Origin of the sequence: Sphingopyxis sp. C-1, from assembly GCF_001047015.1 — a bacterium.
In the GTDB taxonomy this organism is placed as follows: Bacteria; Pseudomonadota; Alphaproteobacteria; order Sphingomonadales; family Sphingomonadaceae; genus Sphingopyxis.
On the sequence record NZ_BBRO01000001.1, the window covers coordinates 14,101 to 32,972 of the forward strand.

Below are 18,872 nucleotides of genomic sequence, written 5' to 3' on the forward strand. Positions count from 1 at the left end.
GATGCAGCGCCGTCGGGTCTGTGAAAACGCATCGGAAATCATCCGGGCATTTGGCAACCGTCCCGATGGTTGGGAATTGGTGTCAGGATGATCTAGCAAGGAGCGTCGTCCCTGAATGGCTTATGGTGATAATGTCGACCCTAAAAACAGGGTAGTGGCGATTGTCTTGGTTGGTCTGCTTACAGCGGTTCTGGGCTACGGCCTGGTTAACGGCTTGAATATCAGTATCGTCAAGAAACTCGCCGAAAAATTGGATGTGGTGGACGTTGAAGAGCCGCCGCCGCCGGAGGAACCCCCGCCGCCGCCGCCGCCGGACAATAAATTGCCGCCGCCGCCGCCGGTTGTGACGCCGCCGTCGCCGATTCCGCCGCCGGTTACGACCAATACGGTCCAGTCGGTGCCGAAGGCGCCGCCGACGCCGCCCCCGCCCGTCTATACGCCGCCGGCACCGCCTGCGCCGCCGCCGACGCCTGATCTCAGCGCCGCCGGTACGCCAAAGGGCAACCCGGGTCGCTGGGCGACGAACGACGACTATCCGGCCCGTGCAATGCGCGAAGAGCGTGAAGGCACCACCGGGTTCCGCGTCACTTATGGCGCCGACGGCCGCATCACTTCGTGTGACGTGACCTCGTCGAGCGGCCATGCCGACCTCGATGCCGAAACCTGCAAGCTTATCCAGCGCCGTGGCCGGTTCAATCCGGGCAAGGATCGCGCGGGTAACCCCACGGGCGGCACCTACAGCAATCGTATCCGTTGGCAGATTCCGCGCTGATCGCGCGACGGATCTGTGTTTCGAAACTTATCGAATATTTTGAGAGGGATTTTCCAGTATGTTTAATCTGATCGCAAATGCCGCCGCTGCGGCTGCACCGGCCCACGACGCGGGGCTCAGCCTGATGCCCGCCGCGATGTGCGTGAAGGAAGAAGGCGCGAGCCCCTACGGTCTCGTTCCCGCACTGTGCGAAGGCGGCATCGTCTCGCAGGTCACCTTCCTCGTCCTGCTGATCATGTTCGTCGGCACGCTCTACATCCTGTTCACCAAGCTGTTCGAACAGAATAAGGTGATGAACCAGGGCAAGGCCGTCGACGCCAACTTCTGGCGCGCCCCGACGCTCGCCGATGGCGCTTCGAAGCTCGAAAAGAACAGCGCCTATCGTCAGGTCGTCGAAGACGGTCTGCGCGCCAACGAAGAGCATAACAAGCTGACCGACCCCGTCGAAGCGCATGACTGGATGCACGGCACGCTCGAGCGTTCGCAGAACCACATCAACTCGAAGCTGAACTCGGGCCTCGCGTTCCTCGCGACCGTCGGTTCGACCGCTCCGTTCGTCGGTCTGTTCGGTACCGTTATCGGTATTCTTCGCGCCCTCGTGAAGATCGGTGCGTCGGGTCAGGCATCGATCGACACCGTCGCCGGTCCGGTCGGTGAAGCTCTGATCATGACCGCCATCGGTCTGATCGTGGCCGTTCCCGCGGTGCTCGCGTTCAACTGGCTCCAGAGCCGCAACAAGGCGATCGCCCGCCGTCTGTCGACCTTCTCGAACGACGTTCTCGGTTCGATCATGTCGAACGGCCAGGTGAAGCCGGCTTCGATCGCTCCGGCGAAGGCTGCTGCTCCGGCTGCGGCACCGAAGAAGGCCTAATAGGGTCTACTGGATCCCCGCCTTTGTCGTCACGCGGCGACAAGGCGGGGTCCGCTGGACAGGGAAGGCGGGCCCAGGCACGCCGTCCCGATGTCCGTGACAGAAATTTTGTGACAGGATGCTAATCCTATGGCGATGAGTGTAGGCGACAAGGGCGGCGAAGACGCCCCAATGTCCGAAATCAACACGACTCCGCTCGTGGACATCATGCTTGTGTTGCTCATCATCTTCCTCATCACGGTTCCCGTGGTGTTGGAGACGGTGAACCTGAAGCTGCCCGACGTGGCGTTTGAGGTGACGACGACGAAGCCTGAGAATGTGCTGTTGTCGATCCGTTCGGCTGATACCGACGGTGACGGCGAGCCCAACCCCGAGAGCACGGCGTGTGAAGTATATTGGGGTCAGACCCCGGTGGATTCCAAGCAGCTGCTGGAACGTGGACAGAAGAAGCTCGAGCAGTTGCTCGAAGATATCGGCGGTCCGCAGAACATCACCGAGGAAAACTTCCCCGAAGTGCACATCCGCGGCGACGTTAACACGCCGTACCAGTGCATCGGTGGCGTGATCTACACGATGCAATATGCCGGCTTCCAGAAGATCGGGTTCATTTCGGAACCGGCTCCTGGTTCGGGTACGGTGGGCCGCCTGTAAGGGCGCGCTCCGTTTAGGAACGAAGGAATAATCGCATGTCCATGGCAGTTGGAGATCGGGACGAAAACGAACCGATGATGGACATGAACACGACGCCGCTCATCGACGTCATGCTCGTGCTCCTCATCATGTTCATCATCACCATCCCGGTCCAGACCCACGCGGTCAAGATCGACCTGCCGGTCCCGACCGACAGCCAGAGCAACGTCGACCCCGAAAAGAACAAGGTGATGATCGATCCCGCGGGAACGATCACCTGGAACGGTTCGCCGGTCGACCTCGCTCAGCTGGCGCAGTATCTGGAACAGACCAAGGCGTTGCCGGTCGAACCCGAACTGCAGGTCCAGCCCGACCCCTATGCACGCTATATCGTCGTCGACAATGTCATGGCGGTGATCAAGCGCAGCGGCGTCGGCAAGCTGGGCTTCGTCGGTAACGAGCAATACGCCCGCGTCTTCTGATCTTCGATCAGGGCCGTCAGGCAAAAAACATGGGGCCGCGAAGCAATTCGCGGCCCTTTTTTTTGGCGGCGTCGACTGTGAAGGCCGGGTCTGCATCGAACCGAAATGTCCGATGTCGACCGGAAGCTGCCAGATTCTCTCCTCGTCACCCCGGGCTTGACCCGGGGTCCCGCTTGAGGTCGAAGTCAGTGAGCGCGTCAAAAAGCGGGATCCCGGGTCAAGCCCGGGATGACGAGAGCGAAGAAACGACCGGACAGTAACGACGGCAATGTGTGCCCCGGCGAAGGCCGGGGTCCAGGGCGGCAATCCGCACAGCTCGGCTTTCCAGAGCCCTGGGCCCCGGCCTTCGCCGGGGTACAACATAGTAGCAAACGTCCGCTCACCACTCCATATCCGCCGTTCACTGCCAATCTGGATGGAATGACGGGAAGGGTCGGGGCGGACCTCTCCATATTGTCACCCCGGGCTTGACCCGGGGTCCCGCTTGAAGTCGAAGCCAGCGAATGCGTCAAAAAGCGGGATCCCGGGTCAAGCCCGGGATGACGAAAATGGGATGTCCGCTTCCCACCCCAAAACGGACATCGCCTCCAAAAAGGTCTTTCCTACATTATCCGGCCGTGCCAGCCTTCATCCGGCTCTTTCATTCGGTGAACAAAAAGCTGGTCGGGGCCCGGCCTACGGATACGACCAAGATCGGACGTGCCGCGCACGTCCAGCACCCCGCGACTTGCAAATCGGGGCGCTCACAGGGCTGAACTTTCCTGAACTTTGGAATATTGCGCCGCCCTTGCGCCGTTCCGATCCGGATCCAGCCGGGCCATGTCCAAGAGAGCAATGACAGCTCCCCACCCAAAAGCGGCTATTCACCGCCACCATTGCCCTCCCGCCCAATAGCTTTTAGCCAACACAGGATAGCGCGGAGGGACAGATGCCGGACCGGGTTCATCTTCATGGCTATCGATACAGCGTTTACAGCCGGACCGCCCGGTTGGCGCTGCTATCCAAGAATGTCGAGCATGAGATGGTCGAGGTCGACCCGTTCGATAAACTGCCCGACGCCTATCTCGATTTGCACCCCTTCGGCCGAGTCCCCTTGCTCACCCATGGCGAGTTTCGCCTCTTCGAGACAGGGGCGATCACGCGTTACGTCGATCGCGCCTTCGCGGGACCGTCGCTTCAGCCCGAAGATGCTGCGGGTCTTGCGCGGATGGACCAGCTCGTCGCGGTTCTCGACGCCTATGGCTATTGGCCGATGGTTCGGCAGGTGGCGTCGCACGGCTTCTTTCGCCCGTTCGTGGGCGAGAAATCCGACCGGGCGGAGGTCGAGGCGGGTCTTGCAGCGTCAAAGCCAGTGCTATCTTTCCTCGACAAAGTCGCGGCGGAGGGCGCGATCCTGTCCGGGCGGCACATCACGCTTGCCGATTGGCACCTTGCGCCGATGATCGACTATTTCGTGCGTGTCGAGGAGGGAAGGGCCGCGCTTGCGCGCCACACGGCCTTGCAAGGATGGTGGGATCGTCTGACCGGCCACGATCTTTTGCGAGCAACCGACCCGATCGAATCCGCCCCCTTCGCCGAATGAATGATGGTCGATGCCGACTTATGCCCTTGGAACTGACGGCGATTGCGGGCATCGTCGACGGACCGGGATCGAAACGCGCTGCCGCGACGTTCTGATTCAGACTTTGCGATAGGGAGCAGCAGCAAGATGACGATGGGTTCACGCCGGAAACAGATCATGGCCCAGGGGGCCGTTGTTATCGGGGCGCTCGTGCTCGCCGGCTGCGCCGGAATGGGGAAGAAATCCACGACGACGCTGCCCCCCGCCGACGCCTATGCCCAGCTCTATGACAATAAGGGCGCCGACCGCGGCCGTGCCGACATCTACCGCGACACGACCGGGCTGCGCATCGAACTCGTTGCGCGCGGCTTTGCGCCTGGCACCTATGGCATGCACGTCCATGCCGTCGGCCAGTGCAACGCGCCCGATTTCGCCAGCGCGGGCCCGCACTGGAACCCGACCGGCGTCCAGCATGGCCGCGACAATCCGATGGGTGCGCATCATGGCGACCTCCCCAACCTTGTCATCGAACCCGACCAGATCGGCCGTGCGACGCTGCGCCTGGTCGGTTCGCGGTTTGAGGGCGACGGCGGATTGCTCGACGCCGACGGTGCGGCCTTTGTGATCCACGCCGGCCCTGACGATTACAAGACAGACCCCAGCGGCAACAGCGGCGGCCGCGTCGCGTGCGGTGTGATCGTCAAAGAGACCGCGAAGTAAAAGCGCTTCCCCTTAGCCGCTCCTGCTTAGGCGGGGGTGGCGGAGCGTAAGACCCGATCGATTCGTCTGGCGGGCGTCGCGACCGAAGGGTCAGGCGCCCGCCGCGCGTTCGGCGATCGTCGCTTCGGCGCCGGGCACCGCGCGATAGGCATAGAGCAGCAGGCCGAGCGCGATCGGCGCAACCCCGATCAGCGACAATATGCCGGTGCGCAGGTCGCCGACCGGCTTGCCATCGACGATCGTTCCCGCCAGGTCAGAGATCTGCCCGACCATATAGGGGCCGAACGACAGGCCGACGAGCGTGGTGCCCAAAAAGAAGGCCGCGGTCGCCGTGCCGCGCATTCGCGGCAGGACGAGGTCCTGCGTCGTCGCCGCGGCTGCGCCGAGTGCGGCGGCACCAAACATGCCGGCAAGGAAATTCATGACATAGAAAAGCGTCGAATTTTCGGTCGTGTAGCCGATCCAGATCGGAATGATCGGCGCGACGACGCCAAAGATGATCATCAGGATGCGACCCGCCGGATTTTTCGCGCGCAGATGATCGGCGAGGCGGCCGCCCAGGATCACCCCGACGAAACCCGCGACCGCGCCGTTCGCGCCGAGAATGAAGGCGAGTTCCTGCTTGGGCAATCCCAGCACGATTTCGGCATAGGGCGCCGACCAGAAGGCGATCGCATAGGCGGCGAGACTGACGAGGCCATAGCCCAATGTCGTGCAGATGAAGGCGGGCGTGCCCCAGATCAGCCGGAAAGTCGCCGGGTCGTGGGCACGAAGCGCGCTCGCCCACGAAAAGACCGCATAATAGCCAAGCGCTACCGCCGACCATTGGGGGAAATTGCCCGTCAGGCGGATCATCCACCAGGCGAAGGCGGCGATTGCGACGGCAAAGCCGATGTTGATTGCGAGCGCCGCGGGACCGCGCTTTGCCGCACCCCACAGCGTCAGCGGCGGGACGATCATCGACAGATCCTTGCCGAACTCGCGAAAGGGGGTCGGGCAGCCGGGGCTTGCGACGCCGTCCATCGCGCCGCGCACCGGTTCGCGAAGGCTGGCAACCCAAAGCGCGAGGAGCAGTCCGGGGACGCCGACGGCAAGAAATGCCGCCTGCCAGCCAACGAGCCCCATCGGACCGCCCGCAGGATAATTCCGGTTCCATGCCTCGACGATTAGCGCGCCGATGAACAACGACACCCCGCCGCCGAGGTAGAGGCCTGACGAATAGATCGCGAGCGCCGTAGCCTTCTGTCGCTTGGGAAAATAGTCGGAGATCAGCGAATAGGCGGTCGGGCTGGCGGTCGCCTCGCCGACGCCGACCCCCATCCGCGCGAGGGTCAGGCTGACCTGATTATAGGCAAAACCCGATGCCGCGGTCATCGCCGACCACAATGTCAGCCCGATCGACAGCAGGCGGACGCGGTTCCAATTGTCGGCGAGGCGGCCCAGGGGGATTCCGAAGAGCGCATAAAAGACCGCGAAGGCGGCCCCGCCGAGGAAGCCCATGTCGCCATCGGAGAGGCCAAGGTCGGCCTTGATGTCGACGGCCAGGATGCTGATGATCTGCCGGTCGATGAAATTGAGGATATAGACGACGACGAGTACCGACAGCACGTACCAGCTATATCCGGTGGCTTTCGGTTCGGCCGGAACCGGCGCACCGGACGTGACATTCTCGCTGGCGGTCTCGGCCATCTGGCAACCCTCTCCCTGACCCTCTATCTGTTATGCAGCATGGCTAGCAGAGCCGGGCACAGGCGCAAGTTGAAAGTCGGTTCAACTTTATGGGGAGGCATATCGATATGCGAGGCAATGGAGAAATTGCGAGGCCCGCCATCCTTTTCCTCTGCCTCGGCAATATCTGCCGTTCGCCGCTTGCCGAAGGCGCGGCTCGCGCCGCCTTCGCACGCGCCGGCATCGACGCGACGCTCGATTCGGCGGGAACCGGCGATTGGCATGTCGGTCGTGCGCCCGACCGCCGCGCGCAGGCTGAAGCCCGTCGCCGCGGCATCGACATATCGGGCCTGCGCGCACGCCAATTGTCACGCGAAGATTTTTACCGCTTCGACCTGATACTCGCCGCCGACAAGAGCAATTTGCGCGACGCTCTCGCAATCCGCCCGGCCGACGCGACCGCAGATCTCCGGCTGATGCTCGATCTGCTCCCCGGCCGCGGCGGACAGGGCGTCACCGATCCCTATTATGGCGCGGACGACGGCTTTGCCACGACTTGGGACGACGTCGACGCCGTCGCGGCCGCGCTTGTCGCCGAATTCTCGCTGCCCAGCGGATAACGCGCGACGGGGTGGTACCGCGACCCGCCATGGCCAAGCTCGCTTTCGTAGAGCGTGACATGGTCGAAAGCGAAGTCCGCGCTCACAAGATCGCTGTTCAGCGCCAGGAACGGCGCAACCGGGCCCGATCCGCGATTGAGCCGGGCGAGTGTGACATGCGGCATGAATGTCCGCGTTTCAGGCGCCACGCCGACGCGCGCGAGCAATTGGTCGACCTTGCGGTGCAGCGCCGCAAGCGCTTCGTGCGGTTCCACTCCCGCCCACACCATGTGCGGCCGCCCCTGCCGTTCGAACAGGTCGACACCCGCGATCCGCACTGTGACCGTGGGCGCGTAAAGCCCGCCGAGCGCCGCCGCTATATCCTCGGCCTGATGGTGATCGACCTCGCCGATGAAGCGTAGCGTCAGGTGGAGCTGCTCGTCATCCTGCCACCGTGCGCCGGCTATGCCGTGCATCGCGGCGATCAATATGTCGCGGATCGCGCGCGGCGGCCGCAACGCGACGAACAGGCGGTGCTTGGACATGGCTGACAGCATAGCGGTGCCGACAGGAACCGCGATCCCCAACTTCCAGACAAGCTAATATATTGCTGGAATATTGCTGATGTCCGGTTTCGCTTGAAACAAGAGGGCAAACCCCCGATATTACTATCCACGGCCGGTATGGGCTGGCCGGTTATGGAGATGAAAAATGGCGAATTGGAACGACCCCAATATGGCGGCTTCCGGTTTTGGCGCCGGCGCGAACGCAATGGACCAGGCCGTCGATGCCGGCCTGCGGTCGTACATGCTGTCGGTATACAACTATATGGGCTCGGGCGTGCTGCTCACCGGCATCGTCGCGATGCTGGCGTATAACAGCGGCTTTACCGCCTCGCTGATCGGCAGCCCCCTGATGTGGGTGGTGGCGCTCGCACCGCTGGCCTTCGTGCTGGTGTTGAGCTTCGGCATCAACAAGCTCTCGACCGGTGCCGCACAGGCGCTGTTCTGGGTCTATGCGGCGGTGATGGGTCTGTCGATGTCGACGATCTTCCTCGCCTTTACGGCATCGTCGATCGCAACGACCTTCTTCGCGACCGCGGCAGCCTTCCTTGGCCTCAGCCTCTATGGCTACACCACCAAGAAGGATCTGTCGGGCTTCGGCACCTTTCTGATCATGGGCGTCGTGGGCATCCTCGTCGCGATGCTGATCAACCTGTTCGTGCAGTCGAGCGCGCTCAGCCTCGCGATCAGCGTGATCGGCGTGCTGCTGTTCGCGGGCCTCACCGCCTATGACACGCAGAAGATCAAGAGCATGTATTTCTATGTCCGCGGGACCGACTTTGTCGGCAAGTCGGTGATCATGGGCGCGCTGACGCTCTATCTCGACTTCGTCAACATGTTCACCTTCCTGCTCAACCTGCTGGGCAGCCGCGACTAAGCGGTCGGACAGACACGAACCGAGAGAGCCCGGCGAAGCGTTCGCCGGGCTCTTTTTTTGGGCTGAGGAGCCCTGTAGGTTGTGGTCGTAACGGCAGCAAACGGCCGGAAGCCGACCTATCTTTCGTCGTCACCCCGGACTTGATCCGGGGTCCCGCTTGAGGTCGAAGCCAGTGGGCGCCTCAAAAGGCGGGATCCCGGGTCAAGCCCGGGATGTCGAAGTCCGGAAACGACCGATTGCAGACATCGAACTTATGCATAATGGTCCCCGCTAAGGAGGCCGGCGATGAATCTGTCGACAGCGGAACAGATATTGTTTGGGATTGCTTACGTAAGCATCCTGATAGGCCTAGGCCTGCAATGGGCTGACGGAGGTTTCGGGGGCAACTGGCCTGCAGTTCTTGGTGGATTTACATTTTTGAACTTGGCGCTGATTTGGCGCGGGTTCGTCACCGACCTGAAAGCCTAGATTCCGCGTCGTTTCCAACACTCGCTCCCGATCCGGATCCAAGGGCGGCAAACGACCGATTGCTGCTATTGGGGCATTCCAAGGCTTGCCGAAATGCCGTCGATCGTCCGATAAGATGGCTATGAACTGGGTTTCAAACTCTTTCGCCGCAGTGGTCGCAATCCTTCCGCTTGTTGCTAACGCAACTACGCCGCTACCTTGGGTTGTCGATTTCTCGCAATGCACGGGAGCCGAAGCAACGAAGCAACTGTTTCGGGCGAAAAAGCCGTTGTCGAATTCGGAAGCTGGTCGAATGGCTGATGAAATATTTGAGGCTTGCTCTTGGACGATGCCCGCAGAAATGACACCTGATCAACGGACAATCTGGTTCAAATCCAATCGAAAGGACGAGATGAAGCGTCTTCGCTATCACTCCCGGCACAAGGAGGACCGCTAATTTTAGGTCCGCTGCCGGGCTTCGCCGTCGCCCACCGACATGTCCGCTCTCCACCCCATATCCGCCGTTCACGGTCAATGAGGATGGAATGGCCGGAAGCAACCGGGAGCTGCCCTATATATCCTCGTCACCCCGGACTTGATCCGGGGTCCCGCTTGAAGTCGAAGCCAGTGAGCGCGTCAAAAAGCGGGATCCCGGGTCAAGCCCGGGATGACGAACGGTGGGTAACGAGCGGGAGCTTTAGATAAGGATGTGCACCCCAAAACAGACATCGCCTTCAAAAAAAAGGTCTTTCCTACATTATCCGGCCGTGCCAGCCTTCATCCGGCTCTTTCATTCGGTGAACAAAAAGCGGTCGCGGCCCGGCTTACGGTTACGACCATGATAGGACGTGCCGCGCACATCCTGCACGCCGCCACTTGCAAATCGGGGCGCTCACAGGGCTGAACTTTCCTGAACTTTGGAATATTGCGCCGCCCTTGCGCCGATCCGATCCGGATCCAGCCGGGCGATGTCCAAAGAGGGCAATGACACAGCTCCCCACCCCAAAACAGCCCCTCAGAGACGATGGCTTTTGCAGTCCTATCCGGCGGTGCCAGCTCCCTGCATTTCGGCAATCAGGCCGTTGTCGATCTCCTTCGCACGTTTGTACGCAGCGCGTGTCCGAAGCGGCGCGACATAGGCCTCGAACGCCGGACGCGACGGAATGGTGCCGAATTGCAGGCCCCAGTCGATCTGGCTGCCCACATAGACATCGGCGGCGCTGAAGCGATCTCCCGCAACAAAGGCTTTGCCCGCGACGGCGCTTTCGAGTGCATCGAGCGCGGCGGGAAGCGAGCCGAAGCCCGCCATGCGCTGCTGCTCTGTGTCGGGCTCGACCCCGAAATGCTTGGCGGTGATCGCCTGCTCGACGGGGCCCGAGGTGAAAAACAGCCAGCGATAATAATCGGCGCGGTCGGCGACATCGGGAGCAAGGCCGGCTTTGGGGAAGGCATCGGCCAGATAAGCGCAGATCGCAGCGCATTCGGTCACGGCCTTGCCGTCATGAACGATCGCGGGAACCTTGCCCATCGGATTGACCGCCAGATATTCTGAGTCCTTCATCGTCGTGCCATAATCGAGAATACGCTGTTCATATGGCGCCCCGACCTCTTCGAGCATCCAGCGGACGATCTGCCCGCGCGACATCGGGTTGGTGAAGAAAATCAGTTCGTCGGCCATTGCGCTTCTCCCATATCAGCGTGATTCGGGTGGAACATATCAGGAACGATTGCGATGATCCATCGGGCTTGTTTTGTCATCGTTCCGGGTTAAGGCAAAGGCATGAGCGACGAACGCATATGGACCGCCGCCGTGCTGGTGATCGGCGACGAGATTCTCTCGGGCCGCACGCAGGACAAGAATGTGTCGCAGATCGCGACCTGGCTCGAAGTGCAGGGGATCCGCCTGCGCGAAGTGCGCATCGTCCCCGATGTCGAGGACGAGATCGTCGATGCGCTGAACGCGATTCGGGCGCGCTATGACTATGTCTTTACCACCGGCGGCATCGGTCCAACGCACGACGACATTACCGTCGACGCGGTGGCGAAGGCGCTCGGCGTCGGCGTTATGATCCATCCGGCGGCGCGCGCGATCCTCGAGCGATATTATACCGCGCGTGGTGCCGAACTGACCGAGGCGCGCCTGCGCATGGCGCGCGTGCCCGACGGCGCCGATCTGATCCCCAACCGCATGTCGGGCGCGCCCGGCATCCGCATCGGCAATCTGTTCGTGATGGCGGGGGTGCCGCACATCACCGCGGGCATGCTCGACGCGTTGACTGGTGAGCTTGAGGGCGGCGCGCCGCTGATTGCGCATACGATCGGGGCGTGGGCGCCCGAAAGCGAAATCGCCGACCTGCTGCGGCAGGGGGAAAAGGATTATCCCGGCGTTGCGATCGGCAGCTATCCCTTCTTCCGCGAAGGCAAGACCGGCGCGAATTTCGTCATCCGCTCGACCGATGCGACGCAAGTGGCGGCGTGCGTTGCGATGCTGGCGACAGGTTTCGAGGCGCTCGGCTATGCCGTGACCGACGGCGGTATCTGATCGGCCGCCTCATCTTCGCTCGTCCGCGTCGCGCGCGGCAGGCGGCGGAGCATCAGGATGGCGAGCAGGCCAAAGATCGCCGCAACGACGAATGCCGCGCCCGGGAAATGCACCGGCGCGCCGTCGGCGGTAAAATAGGCCATTGTGCCGGTGAGCAGCAGGGGTGCGAACAGCTGGCCGAGCCCCATCGCCATCGCCGAAATCCCCTGCACCTCGCCCTGCGTCTCCGCCGTCGCGCGGCGCGACATCATCGCCATCAGCGACGGCTGCACCGGCGCCTGCAGGGCGACGGGGATCAGCAGCAAAAAGGCGCCGATGGTCGAGGTCGTGAAGGCGTAACCGACATAAACCGCAACCGCGACGAGAATCCCGAGCGTCGCGGCGTCGCGCTCACCGAAGCGCGCAACCGCGGGGCCAACGACGAAAACCTGCCCCAGCGCGATCATTACGCCGACCGCGGCAAGGCTCGCGCCGATCATCCCCGGCGTCCAGCCGAGCTGCGCGATGCAATAAAAGCTCCACGTCATCGGATAGACAAGGCTTGCGATCTGCCACAGCACGAGCACCCCCGCGACGCCGTCCATGCCGGGCAGCGTGCGCATCGTTTTCCATGCGCCGAGCGGATTGGCGCGACGCCAGTCGAAGCGGCGGCGCCGCTCGGGCGACAGCGTTTCGGGGAAGATGAAATAGCCATAGAGCATATTGGCGGCCGCAAGGATCGCGGCGGCGACAAAGGGCGCGCGAGGGCTGATCTCGCCAAGGAACCCTCCGATAGCGGGGCCTGCGACAAAGCCGACGCCGAACGCGGCGCCGACGAAGCCAAAGTTGCGCGCGCGTTCTTCCGGCTTGGTGATATCGGCGATCGCGGCCTGCGCTGCCGCATAGCTGCCGCCGAAGATGCCCGACAAGGCGCGCGCGATGAACAGCCATGGCAATGTCTCGACGATCGTCAGCAGCGCATAGTCGACCGCGAGCCCACCGAGCGCGAGCAGCAGCACGCGCCGCCGCCCGAAATGGTCCGACAGATTGCCGAGTACCGGCGAGGCAAGGAAGGTCGCAACCGCCATGACGAGCCCGATCCACGCGCCGACCTCGATCGCGTGTGGCAGGTCGATCCGGCCGACCTCCATCACGAGCTGCGGCAGCACCGGCATGATGATGCCGAAGCCGACCGCGTCCATGAAGATTGTCACGACAATGAACGGGATGGTCCGCGCCGGCGTCACTTGCTCTTTCTTTCTGCTGTCCCTAGCGCCACCGAACCCTCCGTCATGCGTTGCCGATAGATGAAACTCGAAATTTCCGCCTCCCTAAATTATCGGCTGTCCGAACCCGTCGATCTGATGCTGCAGATCGAGGCGGCGAATGGCCATGGCCAGCGCATCCTCGACGCCTCGCTCGACGTTGGCACGCCCGAATTTATCGCGCGCGTTCCCGCGGCGGATGGCATTTGCGAGCCGATCTGGCTGCGCGCCGAGGGAAGCCTCCGCGCCGAATATCGCGCGCGGGTGGAGATCGACCGGCCCGACACCGACTTTCGCTCGCTCGCCGCGGTGCCGCTCCACCGTCTACCGGCCGAGGCGATCCCCTATCTCAACGAATCGCGCTACTGCCCGTCGAACAAGTTCCACGCCTTTGTTGAGCGCCGCTTCGGCGATCATGAGGGCGGGGCGAAGATCGGCCGAATGCGGGACTGGATCGAAAGCCGCTTCACCTATGTTTCGGGTTCCAGCACTTCGGAGACCGGCGCCCTCGACAGCTTCGTCGAGCGCCGCGGGGTGTGCCGCGACTATGCGCATGTGATGATCGCACTCGCCCGCGCCGCGCATATTCCGGCGCGGATGGCCAGCGCTTATGCACTTCGCGTTTCGCCGCAGGATTTTCACGCCGTCGCCGAGGTCTATCTGGACGGCGATTGGCACCTGGTCGATGCGACAGGCATGGCGAGTGCGTCGGAGATGGCGCGCATCTGCGTCGGTCGCGATGCAGCCGACATATCCTTCCTGACGGCTTATCGCGATATTGCGTTCGTTAGCCAGTCGGTCTCGGTGGCGAGGGCATAAATCCAACGGTCCGTCGTGGCAAAGCCATACAGTCGATCCTCGCTGTGCAAGGTCGGCCGGGCTTTCGCGGATCGCAATTTAGCGTGGCAAAGCGCTACGAAAGCTGGAGCGGGTGAAGGGAATCGAACCCTCGTCGTAAGCTTGGGAAGCTTCTGCTCTACCATTGAGCTACACCCGCATGGCCTGCGCGATTGGCACAGCCGCGCGCGGCGGTCAATCTCTTGGCATTAGCGGGCCGATTCGCAGATTGTTTCCATCGCGACGAAGGTGGATGTGTTCGCGACATGCGGCAGGCTCGAAATCTTTTCGCCCAACACGATGCGATAGCGACGGATGTCCGGGGTGCGGACCTTGAGCAGATAGTCGAAGCTGCTTGCGATCATATGGCATTCCTCGACCTCAGGAATCTGCCGGACTGCGGTGTTGAATTGCTTGAGCGCTTCCTCTCGCGTATCCGAGAGCTTCACCTCGGCGAAAGCCACATGGTCGAGGCCGACCTTGGCGGGATCGACGATTGCACGAAAGCCGACGATCAGCCCGCTGTCGACGAGGCGTTTCACCCGTTGCTGGCACGGAGTCTTCGACAATCCGACCTGCAATGCCAGCTCGGTAAAGGTGATCCGTCCGTCGCGGCCGAGAATCGCGAGAATCTTGCGATCGAATTCATCCAATTCGACTGTCGATGAGGCATTTTTCATGCATACGAACTAGGATTGATCCAAAACTTGGTCAATTCATATATGAAACACGCCGAAACAAGTCGGATCGACTTGCAGCGATATGGTATCGGGCGCCATGACCCAAAGCCCTGATCGCGCCCCCATCCGCGCCCTCGCTCGCCGCAGTGAATCTGACATCGTCGCCGAACTGCGCAACGCTCTCGCCACCTCTTCGGCCAGCGTCGACGCCGTGACGCGTCGCGGGCTCGAACTGATCCGCAAGGCGAAGGCAGAGGGCGAGCGCGAGACGCTCGTCGCGCAGTTGATGAATCGCTACCGCCTGTCGACCGAGGAAGGCGTCGTGCTGATGTGCCTCGCCGAAGCGCTGCTGCGCGTGCCCGACAATGCGACCGCCAATGCGCTTATTCGCGACAAGATTGCCGGACGCCATTGGAAGGATGGCGAGGATGAGGACAGCCCGCTGATCGTCGCGCTGTCGTCGCGCGGGCTGTCGCTCGGCTCTGCAACGCTGATGCTTGACGCGATGGGCAGCAAGGCGAACCCACTCACCTTGATCAAATCGATGATCAGGCGCTCAGGTGAACCGGTGATTCGCCAAGCGGCACTCGCGGCGATGAAGATGCTGGGCCAGCAATTCGTGATGGGCGAGACGATCGACGCGGCGGTCAAACGCGCCGACAAGGAAAAATCCGAACTCGCGAGCTTCGACATGCTTGGTGAAGCCGCGCGGACCGCAGAAGATGCGCGGCGCTATTATGACAGCTATGCCAATGCCATCGCGCGCATCGGCAAGGCTGCGAAGCCGGGCGACCCGCACGCGAACCACGGCATTTCGATCAAGCTGTCGGCGCTCCACCCGCGCTATGAATATCTGCAGGCGGCCCGCGTGCAGGACGAACTGATCCCCAATGTCATCGAACTCGCCAAGGCGGCCCGCGCGGTAAACATACCGCTGATGATCGATGCCGAGGAAAGCGACCGGCTGGAACCGCATATGGACGTGTTCGCGGCGCTGATCGACGCTGGAATTGCCGACGACTGGACCGGTCTCGGCATCGTGATCCAGGCGTATCAGAAGCGCGCGCCGGCGGTGATCGACTGGCTTGCGAACCGCGCGCGGACGCGCGGGGTCAAGCTGTCGATGCGCCTCGTCAAGGGCGCTTATTGGGATACGGAGATCAAGCGCGCGCAGACGCTCGGCCTTGGCGATTTCCCTGTGTTTACGGCAAAGCTTCACACAGACCTCAACTATATGCGCTGCGCGCAGCTTCTGCGTGATTGCCAGGATTGCATCTATCCTGCCTTCGCGAGCCATAATGCGATGACACTCGCCTTCGTGTCCGAATTGTTCGCGGGCGCCGATTACGAGTTGCAGCGGCTGCACGGTATGGGCGAGGGTGCGCATGACGCGCTCGTAGCGCTCTTCCCGCCGCCGCGCCCCGTGCGCGTTTACGCGCCGGTCGGCACGCACCGTGACCTGCTCGCCTATCTCGTCCGCCGCCTGCTCGAAAATGGCGCGAACTCGAGCTTCGTCCATCAATTTTCCGATCCCGGCGTCACTGCTGAACAGCTTGCAGTCGATCCGCGCAGCGTCGCGAGCGCGGCGACCTCGAATATTGCGACGGGCCTTGGTCTCTTCGATCCCATTCGCCGCAATTCGCGAGGCTATGACCTCGGCGAACCCGGCGTGCCTGAAGCACTGGTTTCGGCGATCGGCGCGGCACGGCGGAGCGACCTCGTCGCGGCGCCGATTGTCGGGGGCGTTCCGCAAAAGGGCAAAGCCGAACCCGTACGCAACCCTGCAACGGGTGCCGTCGTCGGTCAGGTGATCGAAGCCGATGCGGCGGCGGTCGCCGATGCCGTCGCGGCGGCTAGCAAGGCGCAGGGCGATTGGAGCCTGGCCGGTGGCGCTTTCCGCGCCGAACGGCTCGAACGCGCGGCTGATTTGCTGGAAGAAAATGACGCGCTTTTCCTTGGCCTCGCGATCGACGAGGCGGGGAAGACGCTCGTCGACGCGGTTGCCGAAGTACGCGAAGCGGTCGATTTCCTTCGCTATTATGCCGCGCAGGCGCGTACCGATTTCACTTACCCCGTCGCGCTTCCCGGCCCGACGGGCGAGCGCAATGAGCTGATGCTTGAGGGCAAGGGCGTGTTCGTATGCATCAGTCCCTGGAACTTCCCGCTCGCCATCTTTTTGGGTCAGGTGTCCGCGGCGCTAGCTGCGGGCAATAGCGTGCTCGCGAAACCCGCCGAACAGACGCCGCTGATCGCGCACGCCGCGGTCGAACTCCTGCTCGAAGCTGGCATTCCCGGTGATGTGCTTCATTACCTCCCCGGCCGCGGCGAAACCGTCGGCGCGGCGCTGACGAGCAACAACGACATCATCGGTGTCGCCTTCACCGGCTCGACCGAGGTCGCGCGGATGATCAACCGCAGCCTCGCTGGGCGGGACGGTCCGATCGCGACGTTGATCGCTGAAACCGGCGGAGCGAACGCGATGATCGTCGATTCGACCGCGCTCCCCGAACAGGTCGCACGCGATGCCGTCGCCAGCGCCTTCCAGTCGGCGGGGCAGCGCTGTTCGGCGCTGCGCCTCCTTTGCGTGCAGGAAGATGTCGCCGACACAATGGTCGAAATGGTCGCGGGTGCGATGGCCGAACTCAATATTGGCGATCCTTCGATCCTCGCCACCGACGTGGGGCCGATTATCGACGACGAGGCGCAGGCGAATATCGCTGCCTATGTCGCCGAAGCACGGGCTGCGGGCCGCGTGATTGCCGAGGCGGGCCGCACGAACCTGCCCGACGACGGTCATTTCGTGCCACCGGTGGCGATCCGCCTCAACCATGTCACTGACCTGAAGCGCGAGATTTTCGGCCCCGTGCTCCACGTCGCTACATGGAAGGGTGGCGAACTCGACGCGCTCATCGACGCGATCAACGCGTCGGGTTACGGGCTAACGCTTGGCGTTCACACGCGCATTGACGGCGTCGCCGCGCATATTGCGGCGCGCGCGCAGGTCGGCAATGTTTACGTCAACCGGAACCAGATTGGGGCGATCGTCGGCTCGCAACCTTTTGGCGGGCGCGGTCTGTCGGGCACCGGCCCCAAGGCTGGCGGCCCGCACTATCTGCACCGTTTTGCCGAAGAAAAGTCGATTTCGACCGACATTACCGCGGCGGGCGGCAATGCCGCTCTGATGGCGAGCTGACCGTATAAGGCTGATGTGCGAGGCGTGACCGTCTCGTGCATCAGTCGGCAGGTGGAAACCACGAGGCCCGATACAGAGTGGACAACTGTCCCGGGCAAATACGTCCGAAAGCGTCTCGCGGCATTGGGCCGCGGCGACCTTATGTTTTTGCGCCCCCCGCAGCACGGGCAGTCTATGGCTTTCGAAACCGCCCGCCAATCCGGTTTTTTAAGCTCCCGGTACGCCGAGCATCTGTGCCTGCGCTTTCAAGCGTCCCGCCGCCGCAGGGTTCGCCGCAATCCCGTCCTTCAGCGCCTGTGCCGCCTTCGCCGTCTCGCCCAGTGTCATGCGGCTGCGCATCAGCATGATCCAGCGGTCGACGTCGGCCGGATTGGCTTTCAGCTTGGCTTCGAGCCCGCTCACCATTCCTTCGATCATCTGGTCCTGTTGGCCTTTGGGTAGCTGTGACGCGGCTTCCATGTCGGCGCGGCTGGGGCCCGGAATCGCTCGCGCCGCCACCGGCATTTCATTAGCGGTCAGCGGCCTAGCCTGGGTGCTTGCAAGCCGCGCCGCGACGTCGATCTTGTGGATTTGCCCGACCTGTTCGATCGTGCGGCGGAGGTCGGCCTCCCACGGTGCGCCCTGTGGCGTGTCGGCGAGCAGCGCGAACCAGTCGTCGATCGCGCCTTTGTGATCGCCGCCGATATCCTTCTTCACAGCAAGGAAATAGCGTGCGCGCGGGTCTTTTGCATCGAGCGCAATTGCCTTTTTGAAGGCTTCGAGCGCGGTGGCAGGCATCGGGTCGCTGTCGCTTCCCATCACGCGCGCTTCGCCCAACGCCGACCACAGGCCTGCCGATTCGGCTGACAAGGCAACGGCTTTTTCATAGGCGGCGGCGGCACCGGAGAAATCGCTCATATCGAATTTCGCCGCGCCAAGCGCTGTCCATGCCTCGGCGCTGTTCGGTTCGCGTTTCGTCCGCGCTTCCAATTCGGCGATCTGGTCGGATGGCGCGGCCCCGCTCTCGATCACGGGATCGGGGTTTGCGGCTCCATTATCGCGCCAAATTGCATAGCCGATGGCGGTCGCCAGCAATATGAATGCAGCGATCAGGATTGTCCGGTTTGCGCCTGTCATGCCCTTGCTGTCGCTCATTTTTGTCCCTTTTGTGCGCGCCGCGAAAAAATACGGAGTGTGCGCGCTGTCA

General features: G+C 62.6%; 19 protein-coding genes and 1 tRNA gene. 13 read left to right on the plus strand and 7 right to left on the minus strand.

The annotated features are described in order from the left end of the window. Positions 1-115: 115 nt before the first annotated feature. The 6 genes from SC1_RS00070 (at position 116) to SC1_RS00095 (ending at position 5,036) form a co-directional block, all read left to right on the plus strand. Positions 116-772: an energy transducer TonB gene (locus tag SC1_RS00070; protein WP_062175952.1), complete on the plus strand. Its 657-nt coding sequence runs from the start codon at positions 116-118 to the stop codon at positions 770-772. A gap of 58 nt (positions 773-830) precedes the next feature. Then, on the plus strand, positions 831-1,643 hold the full coding sequence (locus tag SC1_RS00075; protein WP_193749069.1) for a MotA/TolQ/ExbB proton channel family protein: 813 nt from the start codon (positions 831-833) through the stop codon (positions 1,641-1,643). A 129-nt stretch (positions 1,644-1,772) separates the two neighbouring features. After that, on the plus strand, positions 1,773-2,294 hold the full coding sequence (locus SC1_RS00080; RefSeq protein WP_037517271.1) for a biopolymer transporter ExbD: 522 nt from the start codon (positions 1,773-1,775) through the stop codon (positions 2,292-2,294). Between the two features lie 35 nt (positions 2,295-2,329). After that, positions 2,330-2,755, plus strand: a complete 426-nt coding sequence (locus SC1_RS00085) for a biopolymer transporter ExbD (RefSeq protein ID WP_062175955.1) — start codon at positions 2,330-2,332, stop codon at positions 2,753-2,755. Positions 2,756-3,683: 928 nt separating this feature from the next. Beyond that, a complete protein-coding gene (locus tag SC1_RS00090; RefSeq protein WP_062175958.1) occupies positions 3,684-4,337 on the plus strand; it encodes a glutathione S-transferase family protein in 654 nt (217 codons plus the stop codon). Positions 4,338-4,493: 156 nt separating this feature from the next. Then, positions 4,494-5,036, plus strand: coding sequence for a superoxide dismutase family protein (locus SC1_RS00095; protein WP_062183216.1), 543 nt, complete (start codon positions 4,494-4,496; stop codon positions 5,034-5,036). Between the two features lie 90 nt (positions 5,037-5,126). Here SC1_RS00095 and SC1_RS00100 read toward each other — a convergent pair whose 3' ends face one another. Further along, positions 5,127-6,725, minus strand: a complete 1,599-nt coding sequence (locus SC1_RS00100) for an MFS transporter (RefSeq protein ID WP_062175961.1) — start codon at positions 6,723-6,725, stop codon at positions 5,127-5,129. 107 nt (positions 6,726-6,832) lie between these two features. On the opposite strand from SC1_RS00100, the gene SC1_RS00105 reads away from it, so the two are divergent. Then, positions 6,833-7,324: a low molecular weight protein-tyrosine-phosphatase gene (locus SC1_RS00105; RefSeq protein ID WP_062175965.1), complete on the plus strand. Its 492-nt coding sequence runs from the start codon at positions 6,833-6,835 to the stop codon at positions 7,322-7,324. Here SC1_RS00105 and thpR read toward each other — a convergent pair. Continuing rightward, a complete protein-coding gene (gene thpR / locus SC1_RS21335) occupies positions 7,231-7,848 on the minus strand; it encodes an RNA 2',3'-cyclic phosphodiesterase (RefSeq protein WP_083435871.1) in 618 nt (205 codons plus the stop codon). The genes SC1_RS00105 and thpR overlap by 94 nt on opposite strands. Before the next feature lie 166 nt (positions 7,849-8,014). Here thpR and SC1_RS00115 point away from each other — a divergent pair, with 166 nt between their 5' ends. From SC1_RS00115 to SC1_RS22025, 3 genes are all read left to right on the plus strand, one after another. Further along, positions 8,015-8,743 (plus strand): Bax inhibitor-1/YccA family protein, encoded by a 729-nt coding sequence (locus tag SC1_RS00115; RefSeq protein WP_062175970.1) that lies wholly within the window; start codon positions 8,015-8,017, stop codon positions 8,741-8,743. 285 nt (positions 8,744-9,028) lie between these two features. Beyond that, on the plus strand, positions 9,029-9,211 hold the full coding sequence (locus SC1_RS00120) for a hypothetical protein (RefSeq protein WP_062175972.1): 183 nt from the start codon (positions 9,029-9,031) through the stop codon (positions 9,209-9,211). Between the two features lie 115 nt (positions 9,212-9,326). Continuing rightward, positions 9,327-9,647 (plus strand): hypothetical protein, encoded by a 321-nt coding sequence (locus SC1_RS22025; RefSeq protein WP_238586511.1) that lies wholly within the window; start codon positions 9,327-9,329, stop codon positions 9,645-9,647. A 582-nt stretch (positions 9,648-10,229) separates the two neighbouring features. On the opposite strand, the gene SC1_RS00125 is transcribed toward SC1_RS22025, so the two are convergent. Next, on the minus strand, positions 10,230-10,868 hold the full coding sequence (locus SC1_RS00125; RefSeq protein ID WP_062175975.1) for a glutathione S-transferase family protein: 639 nt from the start codon (positions 10,866-10,868) through the stop codon (positions 10,230-10,232). Positions 10,869-10,970: 102 nt separating this feature from the next. Here SC1_RS00125 and SC1_RS00130 point away from each other — a divergent pair, with 102 nt between their 5' ends. After that, positions 10,971-11,732 carry a molybdopterin-binding protein gene (locus SC1_RS00130; protein ID WP_062175976.1) on the plus strand — a complete coding sequence of 254 codons (762 nt, stop codon included), beginning with the start codon at positions 10,971-10,973 and terminating at the stop codon, positions 11,730-11,732. Here SC1_RS00130 and SC1_RS00135 read toward each other — a convergent pair. Continuing rightward, on the minus strand, positions 11,705-12,958 hold the full coding sequence (locus SC1_RS00135; protein WP_152682250.1) for an MFS transporter: 1,254 nt from the start codon (positions 12,956-12,958) through the stop codon (positions 11,705-11,707). The two genes, SC1_RS00130 and SC1_RS00135, sit on opposite strands and share 28 nt — an antisense overlap. Before the next feature lie 60 nt (positions 12,959-13,018). Between SC1_RS00135 and SC1_RS00140 the strand changes: the two genes are divergently transcribed. After that, positions 13,019-13,795 (plus strand): transglutaminase family protein, encoded by a 777-nt coding sequence (locus tag SC1_RS00140; RefSeq protein ID WP_062175979.1) that lies wholly within the window; start codon positions 13,019-13,021, stop codon positions 13,793-13,795. Between the two features lie 104 nt (positions 13,796-13,899). Here SC1_RS00140 and SC1_RS00145 read toward each other — a convergent pair. Continuing rightward, a tRNA-Gly gene (locus SC1_RS00145) sits at positions 13,900-13,973 on the minus strand. A 49-nt stretch (positions 13,974-14,022) separates the two neighbouring features. Next, on the minus strand, positions 14,023-14,493 hold the full coding sequence (locus SC1_RS00150; protein ID WP_062175982.1) for an Lrp/AsnC family transcriptional regulator: 471 nt from the start codon (positions 14,491-14,493) through the stop codon (positions 14,023-14,025). A gap of 97 nt (positions 14,494-14,590) precedes the next feature. Between SC1_RS00150 and putA the strand changes: the two genes are divergently transcribed. After that, on the plus strand, positions 14,591-17,686 hold the full coding sequence (putA, locus tag SC1_RS00155) for a bifunctional proline dehydrogenase/L-glutamate gamma-semialdehyde dehydrogenase PutA (RefSeq protein WP_152682251.1): 3,096 nt from the start codon (positions 14,591-14,593) through the stop codon (positions 17,684-17,686). 207 nt (positions 17,687-17,893) lie between these two features. Here putA and SC1_RS00160 read toward each other — a convergent pair whose 3' ends face one another. Next, positions 17,894-18,820: a hypothetical protein gene (locus tag SC1_RS00160; protein ID WP_062183221.1), complete on the minus strand. Its 927-nt coding sequence runs from the start codon at positions 18,818-18,820 to the stop codon at positions 17,894-17,896. Positions 18,821-18,872: the final 52 nt, after the last annotated feature.